The following is a 12,953-nucleotide window of genomic DNA, read 5'->3' as shown; positions in this document are numbered from 1 at the left end:
CCCACCGTCGGTCATGCGGTCGTCGGTTCCGGGCGCCGCTCGGCCTCCCGGCGTCCGCGACCCCAGCGCTGAGCCAAGCAGCAGTCCGACCGGGTGGCTGCCCCCGTTCGGACCGAGCGGACGGAGGACCCAACGATGCATCCCAACTTCACCCCGCCGAACAACCAGTCGAGCCCGTCCCCGGAAGTAGCCGCTTCGGAGGACAAGCCGGCCGAGGCCGTGGTGCCCGAGCCGCGCCAGCCGCTCGACGACGCCCCGGCGGCCGCCGAGGCCGACGATACGCCCGCCGTCCCGGCCGAGTCCCCCGAGTCCGCTGAGTCCGCTGAGTCTGCTGAGACCCCGCCCGCCGCTGAAGACCACCTCGCCGACACCTCGGCGATCTCCGTCTCCGTACCCGACGACATCTCCGCCATCGTCGGCCCCGCCACCGCATCCCCGGAGCCGCTCACGGAGGACGACTCCGCCGCTTCCGAGGCCTCCACGGAAGCTTCGGAAGAGGCATCGACGGACGCCACCGAAGAGGCTTCCACGGACGTCGCTGAGGAAGCGTCGACAGACGTCGCGGAAGAGGCTTCCACGGACACCACGGAGGAGGTTTCCACCGACGGCGCTGAGGAGGCGTCGACGGACGGCGCGGAAGAGGCTTCCACGGACACCACGGAGGAGGTTTCCACCGACGGCGCTGAGGAGGCGTCGACGGACGGCGCGGAAGAGGCTTCCACGGACGTCGCGGAAGAGGCCGTCGCCGAGACGGAAGGCGAGGAGGCGGCCGTCGAGGTCACCGAGGCTGGGGCCGAGGACACGGAGGCTGTTGCGGAAACCGAGGAACCCGCCGCCGAGCCGAGCGAAGAGGAGCCCACGGCCGAGACCACCGAAGAGCCCGAGGCCGAGCCCGAGGAGCCCGAGGACATCGAGGCTGCCGCGGACGCCGAGGCGCCGGGCGACGAGGAGCCCGCCGCCGAGACCACGGACGAGCCCGAGGCGGAGGCCGCCGCCGAGGCCGAGGATGTCGAGGCTGCCGCGGAGGCGGAGGAATCGGACGCCGAGGCCGAGGATGTCGAGGCCGTCGCAGAGGCGGAGGAGTCCGACGCCGAGGCCGATGACGTCGAGGCCGTCGCAGAGGCGGAAGAGTCCGACGCCGAACCGGCCGCTGACACCGCCGACGAGGCCGAGGCCGTCACCGAAACGGGCGACGAGGAAGCGGTCACCGAGACCGACGAGACCGGCGACGAGGAGCCGGTTGCCCAGACTGCGGATGAGGCCGGCGACGAAGAGGCGGTCGCCGAGACCACCGACGAGACCGCGGACGAAGCGCCGGCCGCGGAGGCAGCCGACGAAGAGCCGGTCGCCACTGATGAGGCCGCGGACGACGAGCCGGCCGCCGAGGCAGAGGCCGAGACCACCGACGAAACCGCGGAGGAAGAGCCGGCCGCCGAGGCAGAGGCCGAGACGACCGAGGAAGCCGCGGAGGAAGAGCCGGCCGCCGAGGCGGAGGAGGTCGAGCCCGAGGCGACCGATGAGGCCGAGGCCGTCGCCGAGAGCGACGACGTGGAGCCCGAGGCCGTTGCCGACGAGGCCGGGGACGAGAGCGAAGAGGCCGACGCGGACGAGCCGGCCGCCGAGGTGGTCGTCGAGGAGGCGCCCGCCGACGAGGAAGCCGAGGCGGAGCCCGCCGCGGCCGAGGGCGACGAGGAGCCGGTCGCCGAGAGCGACGCCGACGCCGCAGAGAGCGAGACGGACGAAGATGCCGACCCGGTCGCGGAGGTCGATGCAACGGAGAGCGACGAACCGGCTGCGGAAGCGGAGGACGTCGCGGCTGAGGACGAACCGGAGGCGGTGACCGAGGAAGCCGCCGACGCCCCCGCCGAGGAGGAGCCGGCCGCCGAGACCGAGGAAGAGCCCGCCGCGGAAGCCGACGACGAACCCGCCGCCGAGACCGACGACGAACCCGCCGCCGAGACCGACGACGAACCCGCCGCGGAAGCCGACGAGGTCACCGAGGAGCCCGCCGCCGAGACCGAAGAGGCCCAAGAGGAGACCACGGAGGAGCCCGAGGCCGAGGCCTCCGAGGAAGCCGCCGAGGAGTCGGAGGACGCGGACGCCGAGGAGCCCGCCGCAGAGGCCGCCGAGGAGTCGGAGGACGACGCAACCGAGGAGCCTACGGCCGAGGCCGAAGAGGCGTCGGACGAGGTGGCCGTGGAGGACGCCGCAGAGGAGGTCGCCGCCGAGGCCGAGGAGGCTCAGGAGGAGGCCGCCGAGGAGCCGACCGACGAGCTGGTCGAGGTCATCGAGGCCGGCGTCGACAACGCCGAGGAGGAAGGGTCGGCCGAGGAGGTCAACCTTGTCGCGGACATCGAAGAGGTGACCGGCGAGGCCGAGGACGCCGAGGCCGAGGACGCCGCGGAAGAGCCCGAGGCCGAGGCCGAAGCCGACGCCGACGCCGACGCCGACGCCGAGGAAGGCGACGACGACGCCGCGGAGGAGCCCGAAGCCGAAGCCGACGCTGAGGACGACGAAGACGAGGACGGCGACATCGAGGCGGCCGTCGACGAGGACGACGAGGACGAGGACGAGGACGTCCTGGTGCTCGTGGCCGAGATCGAGGACGTCGACGAAGAGGAGGAGGACGCCGAGCCGGTCGACATCGTCGTGGACGAGGAGGACGACGAGGTCGAGTACGCGGCCGTCGCCCCCGCGCCGTTGCGGCCCGGGGACATTGTCGAGCGGCGCATCGTGCTGTGGAAGCAGAAGCGTGCCGACAAGTTCCGGCGGCGGCTGGGGAAGGCCGAGGCCGGGTTCGTCGACGACCCGGTCAAGGCGGTCGCCCGCGCGTCCGCCGTGGTCGGTGACGCGATCGAGACCCTCGCCGAGAAGCTGCAGGAGCAGCAGCACGCCCTCAACCCGGCCAAGTCGTCGAAGCACCCCGACACCGAGGCGCTGCGCGTGGCGCTGCGGCAGTACAAGGACTTCCTCGAGCGGGTCCTGTCGCTCTGACGCAACCCGAAAACCCCAGCACAGGGGGCGGACCGGCAACCGGTCCGCCCCCTGTCGCATTGACGGGCCGCGCAGATTTCATCTACCGTTGAGTTCATCAGGCGTTGAGTTTCGAGACCGCCGCATCGCACCGCACATCGCACCGCCCCGACAAACCCAGACCGACCGCCCGGAAGAAGGAATCCACGATGAGCAACGCGGTCGAGGTCGAACACCTCGTCATCGCGCGCGGCAAAAGGCGGGTGCTGCACGACTTCACCTGCACCGTGCCCAGCGGCAGCGTCACCGGCCTGCTCGGCCCCAGCGGCAGCGGCAAGACCACGTTCATGCGCGCCGTCGTCGGCGTACAGAAGATCGTCAGTGGGACCGTCACGGTCCTCGGCCACCCCGCAGGGTCGAAGCCGCTGCGTGACAAGGTCGGCTACCTCACCCAGGCACCGAGCGTGTACGCCGACCTCACCGTCCGCGAGAACACGAGGTACTTCGCGTCCCTCTACGGCCTCGGCGCGAAGCAGGCCGACGCGGCGATCAGCGACGTCGGCCTGAGTCAGGCCAAGGACCAGCTGGTCGGCCAGCTCTCCGGGGGCCAGCGCGCCCGCGCGTCGCTCGCCTGCGCGATCGTGAGCAAGCCGCGACTCCTCGTGCTCGACGAGCCGACCGTCGGTCAGGACCCGGTCCTGCGCAACGAGCTCTGGCAGCACTTCCACGCGCTGGCCGCCGCCGGCTCGACGCTGCTCGTGTCGAGCCACGTGATGGACGAGGCCGGCCGCTGCGACCGGCTCCTGCTGATCCGCGAGGGGTACCTCATCGCCGATCAGACCCCCGCGGAGGTACGTCAGAGCGCCGGCACCGACGACCTGGACGAGGCGTTCCTCAGGCTCGTGCAGGCACAGGAAACGGCGAAGGCACAGGACCCGGAGAAGGTGGGCTGACCCAATGTCCCTGCGACTGACCTTCGGCACCGCCGGGCGCATCCTGCGCCAGCTTCGGCACGATCGCCGGACGATCGCCCTGATCCTCGTGGTCCCGACCGTCCTGTTGACCCTGCTTCGGTACCTCTACGACGACAACCCCCTGCTGTTCGACCGCGTCGGCCTCATCATGCTGGGCGTGTTCCCGCTGGTGATCATGTTCTTGCTGACGAGCGTGGCGATGCTGCGCGAGCGCACCAGCGGCACCCTGGAGCGGCTCCTCACCACGCCGATCGGCAAGGTCGACATCCTGCTCGGCTACGGCATCGCGTTCGCGGTGGCCGCCGCGGTACAGGCCGCGATCGTCTCGACGCTCGCGTTCTGGCTGCTCGGCCTGGACACGCTGGGGCCGGCGTGGCTCGTCGGCGTCATCGCGGTCGGCAACGCCGTGCTCGGCATGGCGCTCGGCCTGCTGGTCAGCGCCTTCGCGGACAGCGAGTTCCAGGCCGTGCAGTTCATGCCCGCCGTCGTACTCCCCCAGGTCCTGCTCTGCGGCCTGCTGCAGCCCCGGGACCGGATGCCCGGCTGGATGGAGGCGATCAGCGACGTCATGCCCATGTCGTACGCCGTGCAGGCCCTCACCGAGCTCGGCACCCACACGGACCCGACGTCGATCATGTGGCGGGACCTCGCCATCATCGTCGGCTGTGTGATCGTGGCACTCTTGCTCGGTGCGGCCACGCTCCGCCGCCGCACCGCATGACCCGCGCCCGCCCCGTCGCCCCGGGGGCGGGCACCCGGCCACGCAGGCCGGCGCACCGCATGGCAGCACCGCCCGAACGCGCGGACCCCGCCGGCCGGCGAGCCGACGGCCGTGGGGACCGCAAACCGGACGGCGCCACCGCAACAAGGCACCGCACGACCGGCAACACGCGGTGGCACCAGGCAACGCAGCGGCAGTAAGGCAACGAGGAAACGGCACGAACAGGCAACAAGGAACGGCAGAAAGAGGCTCATGGCCCGCACCGGACGACGCCCCGGCAACCAGGACACGCGAGAGGCCATCCTGGCCGCCGCCACCAAGGCCTTCGCGGAGCGCGGCTTCGACGGGGCGTCCATCCGCCAGATCGCCACCAGCGCCGGGGTCGACCCGGCGCTGGTGCACCACTATTTCGGGTCGAAGGACAAGCTGTTCCTCGCCGCGATGAACGCCCCGCTTGACCCCGGCACGGTCCTGCCGAAGGTCTTCGAGCCCGGCCTGGACGGCGTCGGCGAGCGCCTGGTACGCGCCTTCCTCACCGTCTGGGACTCCCCCGCCGGCAGCACGGCAGCCGCCCTGGTCCGCAGCGCGCTGCAGCACGAGTGGTCGGCCCGCATGCTGCGGGAGTTCCTGGTGAGCCAGATCCTGCGCCGCGCGACCCGCACCCTCAACCTGGACCCCGCCGAGGCCCCGAAGCGCGCCGCCCTGGTCGCCTCGCAGATGATCGGCCTGGGGTTGATGCGGTACATCCTGAAGCTCGAGCCCCTGGCCTCCATGACCCAGGACGACGTCGTGCGCAACATCGGCCCCACCATCCAGCACTACCTCGCCGATCCCCTCCCCCGACCGGATGTGTCGAACAAATCGGTCCGCGAGGCCACGCCGAGGGGTCAGTAGTCGACGAGGTCGGCGCAGTAGGTGCGAGCCTGGGGGGTCAGCAGCAGGGCGAGGAGCGTGACGGCGCACAGGACCGGCAGGAGGCCGAAGGGCAGCGGGGCCTCCAGCAGCCACGCCAGCAGGGGGGTCGTGGTGCCGACGAACGCCCAGAACACCAGGCTCGCCAGCCAGGCCCAGTACTCGCCGCGCCGCACTCGGATGCCCAGGAAGACCAGGACCGCCGCCAGCGGGGACATGAACAGGGCCGCGTTGAAGAACAGGACGAAGTCGAGGTAGGCGGTGCCGCCCTGCGCCACGGGGTCGATCTGCATACCGGACAGCAGCACGCCGAGCGCGGCCAGCGCGAGCGTGAGCATGGCGCCGCCGACCGCATTGAAACCCGTCACCGCGATGCGGACCTGCATTGGCACGGATCGGCGCCCCCCGGCTGGCATGCAGCCAAATGTAGGCGATCGGCGCGCCCACCCCGCCTCGACGCATAGAGCCGCACGTAAATGGAATCCGTCCCGGTGACAAAACCTACGCCCAGCGTCCACGATCGAGGTCACCGCAAACGACAAGCCGCCGGACAACGACACACGCCCGAGCAAGCAGCGGCCGGGCGTGCGATCCGCGCCGACCGGCGTGCGCTTTTCGCCGTGATCACGGAGTCAACATGTACAAGGAGCAGCACGTTCACTCCGTGATGATGAAAACCCGCGCACCGCGACCGCCGAGCGCATGACGGTCGCTCCAAGCCAGCGCCGCAGGCGGGGCCCAGCGCCGCAGGCGGGCCCCAGCGCCGCAGGCGGGGCCGAACGCTGCGGGAGGGGAACGCCCGCGGGACGGGGTCAGCGGGTTTGTTCGAGCCAGGATGCGTAAAGGCGGGCGTAGATTGAGTCGGGCTCGGTGACCAGGCGGGCGTGCGGGCCGCGCTGGACGACGCGGCCCTTGTCGACCACGATGACCTCGTCGGCGGCCTGGGCGGTCGACAGGCGGTGGGCGATCGCGATCGTCGTGCGGCCGCGGGTCACCGCGTCGAGCGTGCGCTGCAGGCGGACCTCCGTGGCCGGGTCGACGGCGCTCGTGGCCTCGTCCAGGACGAGCAGGTCGGGGTCGGCCACGTATGCCCGGGCCAGCGCCACCAGCTGCCGCTCCCCCACCGACAGCGCCTCGCCGCGCTCACCGACCTGGGTGTGCAGGCCGTCGGCCAGGCCCTCGACCCAGTCGATGAGGCCGAGCTCTGTGAAGGCGAGTTCGAGATCGATGTCGGTGAGGGTGGGGCGGGCGAAGCGGACGTTGTCAGCGATGCTCGCGTCGAAGAGGAAACCGTCCTGCGGAACCATGACGACGCGGCTGCGCAGCGAGTCGAAGCGGACGTCGCCGAGCGGCACGCCGGAGAGCAGGACCCGGCCCCGGCTCGGGTCCATGAGCCGGGTCAGCAGCTTGGCGAACGTGGTCTTGCCGCTGCCGGTCTCGCCGACGACGGCGACCCGGGTGCGGGCGGCGACGGTGAGGTGGACGTCGGTGAGCACCTCGGGGCCGTCGGGGTAGGCGAAGTGGACGTGCTCGAACCGGACGTCGATCGGGCCGTCCGGCAGGGCGCGGCCGTCGGCGCCGGGGTCGGCGACGTCGGGCTCGGTCTCGACGATGTCGAGCACCCGCCGCCAGCCGGCGATCGCGTTCTGCGCCTCGTTGAGCACCTCGGTGGCCACCTGCACCGGCTGCACGAACAGGGTGGCCAGGAACAGGAACGCGGTGAGCTGGCCGACGCTGAGCCGGCCGCCGACGCCGAGCAGCGTGCCGACGACCACGACACCGGCCAGCGCGAGGCCGGCCGCGAGCTCGCCGAAGCTCATGCTGATCACGTTGTTGGTCTGGGCGCGGAACTGGCTGCGCCGGCTGCGCTCGATCGATTGGTCCAGCCGCTCGCCGGTGCGGCCCTGGATGCCGTAGGCGCGCACGACCGAGGCGCCCACGACGCTCTCGGCGATGGCGCCGAGCATCGCCCCGACGCTCTCGCGGACCTCGAGATACAAGACGCTGAGCCGGCGCTGGAAGAACCGCACGACGAAGAGCAGCGGCGCGAAGGCGGCGAAGACGACGAGGGTCAGCTGCCACGAGTAGACGAGCATGACGATCGTGGTGACCGTGAGCTGGCCGAGGCTGACGAGGAACAACAGTCCACCGAACTGCAGGAACTGGCTGATCTGATCGACGTCGCTGGTGACCCGGGAGACGAGCGCGCCGCGCCGCTCGGACTGCTGGTGCAGCATCGACAAATCGTGGATGTGCCGGAACGTGCGGGCGCGGATGCCGGCCAGCGCTGTCTCGCTGACGGTGAAGAGGCGCACGTTCATGAGGTAGGCGCTGAACGTGGTCAGCACCAGCGCGCCCGAGGTGATCGCCACGATCGTGCCGACCAGGCCGAGGTCGGGCCCGCCGCGCGCGTGGATGCCCAGGTCGATGCTCTTCTGGATGGCGACCGGCACGGCGACCCGACCGGCGGTGGCGACCAGGGCCAGGCCGAGCGTGCCGGCCAGCCCGGTGAACAGCTCCGGGGACAGCGCCAGGCCGCGCCGCAGGATGCCCGCCCGCGGGGCGGCCTCGACGGTGCTCGTCATGCGGTCACGCTCTCCTCGTCCAGGCGGTCGTCCAGACCGTCGTCCAGGCGGTCGCCGTCGAAGGCGTGCTCGCGCTCCCGCTCCTCCTCGGCCTTCTCGTACGCCGTGACCAGGTCGGCGTAGCCGGGCGCGCTGTCCAGCAGCTCGGTGTGGGTGCCGCGGGCCACGACCCGTCCGCGCTCCACGTAGACCACCTCGTCGGCCAGGGCGATGGTGGCCCGCCGGTAGGCCACGACGAGGATCGAGGCCGGCTGCGTGGCGCCGTCGGCGCGGCGCAGGGCGGCGAGGATCGCGGCCTCGACGCGCGGGTCGACGGCGCTGGTCGCGTCGTCGAGCACGAGCAGGCGCGGGGCGCCGGCAAGGGCCCGGGCGATGGTGAGTCGCTGGCGCTGCCCGCCGGACAGCGACGTGCCGCGCTCGCCGACGGTCGTCTCGAGCCCGTCGGCGAGGTGCCCGACGAACCCGTCGGCCTGGGCCAGCCGCAGCGCCCGCCAGGCCGCGCCGTCGTCGACGCCGGGCCGGTCGAGCGTGATGTTGCCGCGGATGGTGTCGTCGAAGACGAACGGGACCTGGGCGACCAGCGCGGTGCTGCGCACGAGCGCGTCCTGGGTCAGCTCGCGCACGTCGACGTCGTCGAGCTCGACGACGCCGGAGACGGGGTCGACGAGCCGGGCGGCGAGGGCGGCGATGGTCGACTTGCCCGAGCCGGTCGGGCCGACGAGCGCGACGGTGCGCCCGGCCGGCACGTCGAACGTCACGTCGGTGAGCACGCCGGGGCCGGCGCCGTCCTCGTCGGTGTAGGCGAAGCCGACGCCAGCGAAGCGCAGCGCGGCCGGTCCGGTGCCGGGCAGATCGGTGTCGCCGTAGACGGTGTCGCCCTCGGCGTCGAGCACGTGCCGGATCCGCTCCCAGCCCACGACGCTGCGCGGCAGCTCGGCGAGGACCCAGCCGATGGCCCGGACCGGGAAGGCCAGCACGGTGAACAGGAACGCGACGCTGACGACCTCGGAGACGTCGGCGGCGCCCTGCTGATAGCGCCAGCCGCCGACGACGAGCACCGCGAGGGTGCCGACGCTGGGCAGCGCGTCGAGGACGGGGTCGAACAGCGCGCGGATCCGGCCGACCCGGATCGTGGCGTCGCGCAGCTCGACGGCCTTCGCGGCGAAGCGCTCGGTCTCCGACGCCTCGCGCCCCATGGTCTTGACGACGAGCGCGCCGTCGAAGCTCTCGTGCGCGACCGCGCTGACCTCGGCGCGCAGCTGCTGGGCCCGGGCGACCCGGGGCGCCATGCGGCGCGAGTAGGCAACGTTGACGCCGAGCAGGGCCGGGAAGATCGCGACGCCGACCAGCGCCATCGCCCAGTCGGTGGCGAACAGCGAGACGACCGCGGCGACCAGCATGACGACCGTGCCGACCGCCATCGGGAAAGGCGCGATCGGATACCACGCCGACTCCACGTCGGCGTTGGCGTTGGACAGCAGGGTGCCGGTGGGGTGGCGCTGGTGCCAGGCCAGCGGCAGGCGCAGATAGCGGCGGGTCACCGCGCGGCGGTACTTCGCCTGGAGGTTGAACTGCATGGCCCCGGCGCCCAGCCGGCGGCCGAAGATGCCGACGACCTTGCCGAGGCTGACCGCGAGGATCGCCAGGCCGCCGAGCAGAAGCGTGCCGGTGGCGACGTGACCTCGCTCGAACGCCGGCACCACGATCCGGCCGACCACCCCGCCGGAGACGAAGGCGGTCGCGATCGTGAGGATGCTGAACAACACGCTGCCGACGACCGAGACGACGAACATGTGAGGCTCGTCACGGACGGCGTGACCCAGCACCCGAAAGCCCTTCGCGAGCACCTTGCCGCTGGTCACATCAGCCCCCTGTTTTCGCCGCGCCCGGTAAGCGACCCCGAACGCACGCCAACCTTACCGACGACCTACGACAATTTCGGGGCTAGCGTTACGCACATGACGTCCTTCGCCCGCGCCGAACGCGCGGCGCTCGCCGATGCGCTGCTCGCCGCCGGCCCCGACGCGCCCACCCTCTGCGAGGGCTGGGCCACCCGCGATCTCGCCGCACACCTCGTGCTGCGCGAGCGCCGACCCGACGCGGCGGCCGGCATCCTGATCAAGCCCGTGGCCGGGCACACAAAGAAGGTCCAGGACCGGCTCGCCGCCGGCGACTACGCGGCGCTGGTCGAGAAGGTGCGCACCCCCGCGCCGCTCGTACGCCCCGGGTTCGCCGAGGAGGCCGTCAACCTCGTCGAGTTCTTCATCCACCTCGAAGACGTCCGCCGCGCGGCGCCGGGCTGGGCGCCGCGCGAGCTGCCGGAGGCCTACGCGCGGGCCCTGGGCGCCCGCGCCAGGGGCTCGGCGCGGCTGTCGACCCGCCGGTTCCCGGCCAGCATCGTGGTGCGGTCGCCGGGCTTGGAACCGGCCTCGGAACCGATCATGGAGCCGTTCACGGCCGGCAAGGGCGACCCCGACCCGGCCCGGCAGGTGACCGTCGAGGGTGCCCCGGGCGAGCTGCTGCTGTTCTTCACCGGCCGCCAGGCCGCCGCCCAGGTCGAGCTCACCGGGCCGGAAGATCTGGTCGAACGCCTCCGGGGAGCGCGACTGGGCATCTGAGCGGCGCCGCTGGGTCTCGATTCCGGTTCCAGTAACGGATTCCGGTGAGGTTCCGGGGCACGGGATCCGGCGGTTCCTCACGTTTCGGTTTCGGGTCTAGCCGGTGAAGGGATCGACGGTTTACCGTCTGGTAACCGGAGGACGTGATGGCAGTCACGGGCGCCGGTGCTCGCTCCCGGACGCCCCCGGAAGGCCGATCATGACCCAGACCCAGCGGCTCGAACTGCCGTACCGCTCGATCCCGGACATGTTCCTCCACCGGGTGGCCGAGACCCCGGACGCCCGCGCCTTCGGCCGCCCCGCCCCGGACGACGCCGCCGACCCGATCTGGATGACCTGGCGCGAGGCCGGCGAGCGCGCCCGCGCCATCGGCGCCGGCCTGACCACGCTCGGCGTGCAGGCCGAGGACCGCGTCGCGGTGCTGTCCAGCACCCGCGTCGACTGGATCCTCGCGGACCTCGGCATCATGCTGGCGGGCGCCGCCACCACCACCGTCTACCCGACGACCGAGCCCGAAGAGGCCGTCTACATCGTCGCCGACTCCGGCTCCAAGGTGCTCATCGCCGAAAACCCGGACCAGGCGGCCAAGCTCGGCGGCGCGGACCTGCCGAACCTGACGGCGGTCGTGCTGATCGACGGGGCTCCCAGCGGTACCGAACCCGTGAAGACGCTGACCCTCGCGGAGCTGGAGGAGGCCGGACGGGCGGCGACCACCGCGGACCCGGAGCTCATCGACCGGATCGCGGCCGGCATCGACGGCGACCGGCTCGCCACGTTGATCTACACGTCGGGCACCACGGGCCGGCCCAAGGGCGTCGAGCTGCTGCACGCCGGCTGGGTCTGGCAGGGCAAGACGCAGCAGGACACGGGCGTACTCAACATCGACGACCTGCAGTTCCTGTGGCTGCCGCTGTCGCACTCGTTCGGCAAGACACTGCTGTGCGGGATGCTGTACGTCGGCCAGCCCACGTACGTCGACGGCCGGGTCGACAAGATCATCGACAACCTCGGCCGGATCCGCCCGACGCTCATGTGCGCCGCGCCGCGGATCTTCGAGAAGGTGTACAACCGCGTGGTCACCGGCGCACAGACCGACGGCGGCGCCAAGTGGAAGATCTTCACCTGGGCGGTCGCGGTCGGCAAGCGCGCCTCCGCCGAGCGGCTGGCCGGCCGCGAGCCGGGCGGGATGCTCAAGGTCCAGGCCGCGATCGCCGACAAGCTGGTCTTCAGCAAGCTGCGCGCCCGCCTCGGCGGCCGGATGCGCGCGATGGTCTCCGGATCCGCGCCGCTGGCCCCGGAGATCGGCGAGTTCTTCTTCGCCGCCGGCCTGCCCATCCTGGAGGGGTACGGGCTGACCGAGACGTCCGCGGGCTCGTTCGTCAACCGCGAGGGCCGCGAGCGCATCGGCACCGTCGGCCAGGCGCTCGGCGACCTCGAGGTGAAGCTCGACACCGACGGCGAGGTGCTGCTCAGGGGCACGCCCGTCATGCGGGGATACCACAACCTGCCCGACGAGACCGCCGCGGCGTTCACCGAGGACGGCTGGTTCCGCACCGGCGACATCGGCGAGCTCGACGCCGAGGGCTACCTGCGCATCACCGACCGCAAGAAGGACCTGATCAAAACCTCGGGCGGCAAGTACGTCGCGCCGAGCTACATCGAGGGCCTGTTCAAGTCGGTATGCCCGTACACCTCGCAGGCGATCGTCGTCGGCCAGGCCCGCAACTACGTGACGATGCTGGTCACGCTCGACCCCGACGCGATCAAGGCGTGGGCGGAGGGCACCGCGCTGGCCGGGAAGTCCTACGCCGAGATCGCCGCCTCCAAGGAGGCCGAGGAGCTCGTCGCGGGCTACGTCAATGAGCTCAACACCAAGCTCAACCGCTGGGAGACCGTCAAGAAGTTCACGATCCTCGGCCGCGACCTGTCCATCGAGGACGGCGAGCTGACCCCCTCGCTCAAGGTCAAGCGCCGGGCCGTGGAGAAGTCGTTCGCGCCGGACATCGACCGCATGTACGCGGGCTCGCTCGCGGAGATCTGACACAGGCCTCACTCACACCCCACAGTGTCGTGGGGCCCCGGGCCCCCCCCCCCCCCGGGGCCCCCCCCCCCCCGGGGGGGGGGGGGGGGGGGGCCCCACCCCCCGCGGCGCCCACGGGTGCCGGCGGGG

General features: G+C 72.0%; 9 protein-coding genes. 6 read left to right on the top strand and 3 right to left on the bottom strand.

Annotated elements, in window-relative coordinates; genetic code table 11:
• Positions 1–135 precede the first annotated feature (135 nt).
• The 4 genes from ACGFI8_RS34040 (at position 136) to ACGFI8_RS34025 (ending at position 5,562) form a co-directional block, all read left to right on the top strand.
• Positions 136–2,994 carry a hypothetical protein gene (locus ACGFI8_RS34040; protein ID WP_392810945.1) on the top strand — a complete coding sequence of 953 codons (2,859 nt, stop codon included), beginning with the start codon at positions 136–138 and terminating at the stop codon, positions 2,992–2,994.
• A gap of 188 nt (positions 2,995–3,182) precedes the next feature.
• The gene (locus ACGFI8_RS34035; protein WP_392810943.1) at positions 3,183–3,926 is read left to right on the top strand and encodes an ABC transporter ATP-binding protein; all 744 of its coding nucleotides are present in this window, start codon (positions 3,183–3,185) and stop codon (positions 3,924–3,926) included.
• Positions 3,927–3,930: 4 nt separating this feature from the next.
• Entirely contained in the window at positions 3,931–4,668 is a 738-nt protein-coding gene (locus ACGFI8_RS34030; protein ID WP_392810942.1) for an ABC transporter permease, read from the top strand.
• A 252-nt stretch (positions 4,669–4,920) separates the two neighbouring features.
• Positions 4,921–5,562 (top strand): TetR family transcriptional regulator, encoded by a 642-nt coding sequence (locus tag ACGFI8_RS34025; protein WP_392810941.1) that lies wholly within the window; start codon positions 4,921–4,923, stop codon positions 5,560–5,562.
• Here the strand turns inward: ACGFI8_RS34025 and ACGFI8_RS34020 are convergent.
• The 3 genes from ACGFI8_RS34020 to ACGFI8_RS34010 all read right to left on the bottom strand — a co-directional run bounded on the left by ACGFI8_RS34020 (position 5,556) and on the right by ACGFI8_RS34010 (position 10,012).
• Positions 5,556–5,996 (bottom strand): hypothetical protein, encoded by a 441-nt coding sequence (locus ACGFI8_RS34020; RefSeq protein WP_392810940.1) that lies wholly within the window; start codon positions 5,994–5,996, stop codon positions 5,556–5,558. The two genes, ACGFI8_RS34025 and ACGFI8_RS34020, sit on opposite strands and share 7 nt — an antisense overlap.
• 396 nt (positions 5,997–6,392) lie before the next feature.
• Positions 6,393–8,165 (bottom strand): ABC transporter ATP-binding protein, encoded by a 1,773-nt coding sequence (locus ACGFI8_RS34015; RefSeq protein WP_392810939.1) that lies wholly within the window; start codon positions 8,163–8,165, stop codon positions 6,393–6,395.
• Complete coding sequence (locus ACGFI8_RS34010; protein WP_392811072.1) at positions 8,162–10,012, bottom strand: ABC transporter ATP-binding protein; 1,851 nt, start codon at positions 10,010–10,012, stop codon at positions 8,162–8,164. Before ACGFI8_RS34010 ends, ACGFI8_RS34015 begins: the two co-directional genes overlap by 4 nt.
• A gap of 111 nt (positions 10,013–10,123) precedes the next feature.
• Here ACGFI8_RS34010 and ACGFI8_RS34005 point away from each other — a divergent pair, with 111 nt between their 5' ends.
• Together ACGFI8_RS34005 and ACGFI8_RS34000 are read left to right on the top strand one after the other, a co-directional pair.
• On the top strand, positions 10,124–10,783 hold the full coding sequence (locus ACGFI8_RS34005) for a TIGR03085 family metal-binding protein (RefSeq protein ID WP_392810938.1): 660 nt from the start codon (positions 10,124–10,126) through the stop codon (positions 10,781–10,783).
• 199 nt (positions 10,784–10,982) lie between these two features.
• Complete coding sequence (locus tag ACGFI8_RS34000; protein ID WP_392810937.1) at positions 10,983–12,824, top strand: AMP-dependent synthetase/ligase; 1,842 nt, start codon at positions 10,983–10,985, stop codon at positions 12,822–12,824.
• Positions 12,825–12,953 lie beyond the last annotated feature (129 nt).

Origin of the sequence: Dactylosporangium sp. NPDC048998, assembly GCF_043197855.1 — a bacterium.
Taxonomy (GTDB): Bacteria; Actinomycetota; Actinomycetes; order Mycobacteriales; family Micromonosporaceae; genus Dactylosporangium.
Note: the sequence above shows the minus strand (reverse complement) of the source record. Positions and strands in the feature narration are given on the sequence as shown.

What these genes read in the sequence shown, in the direction of transcription:
- ACGFI8_RS34015 (WP_392810939.1), bottom strand. Translation starts at nt 8,165, where the DNA reads ATGACGAGCACCGTCGAGGCCGCCCCGCGGGCGGGCATCCTGCGGCGC.
- ACGFI8_RS34020 (WP_392810940.1), bottom strand. Translation starts at nt 5,996, where the DNA reads ATGCCAGCCGGGGGGCGCCGATCCGTGCCAATGCAGGTCCGCATCGCG.
- ACGFI8_RS34000 (WP_392810937.1), top strand. Translation starts at nt 10,983, where the DNA reads ATGACCCAGACCCAGCGGCTCGAACTGCCGTACCGCTCGATCCCGGAC.
- ACGFI8_RS34040 (WP_392810945.1), top strand. Translation starts at nt 136, where the DNA reads ATGCATCCCAACTTCACCCCGCCGAACAACCAGTCGAGCCCGTCCCCG.
- ACGFI8_RS34005 (WP_392810938.1), top strand. Translation starts at nt 10,124, where the DNA reads ATGACGTCCTTCGCCCGCGCCGAACGCGCGGCGCTCGCCGATGCGCTG.
- ACGFI8_RS34030 (WP_392810942.1), top strand. Translation starts at nt 3,931, where the DNA reads ATGTCCCTGCGACTGACCTTCGGCACCGCCGGGCGCATCCTGCGCCAG.
- ACGFI8_RS34035 (WP_392810943.1), top strand. Translation starts at nt 3,183, where the DNA reads ATGAGCAACGCGGTCGAGGTCGAACACCTCGTCATCGCGCGCGGCAAA.
- ACGFI8_RS34025 (WP_392810941.1), top strand. Translation starts at nt 4,921, where the DNA reads ATGGCCCGCACCGGACGACGCCCCGGCAACCAGGACACGCGAGAGGCC.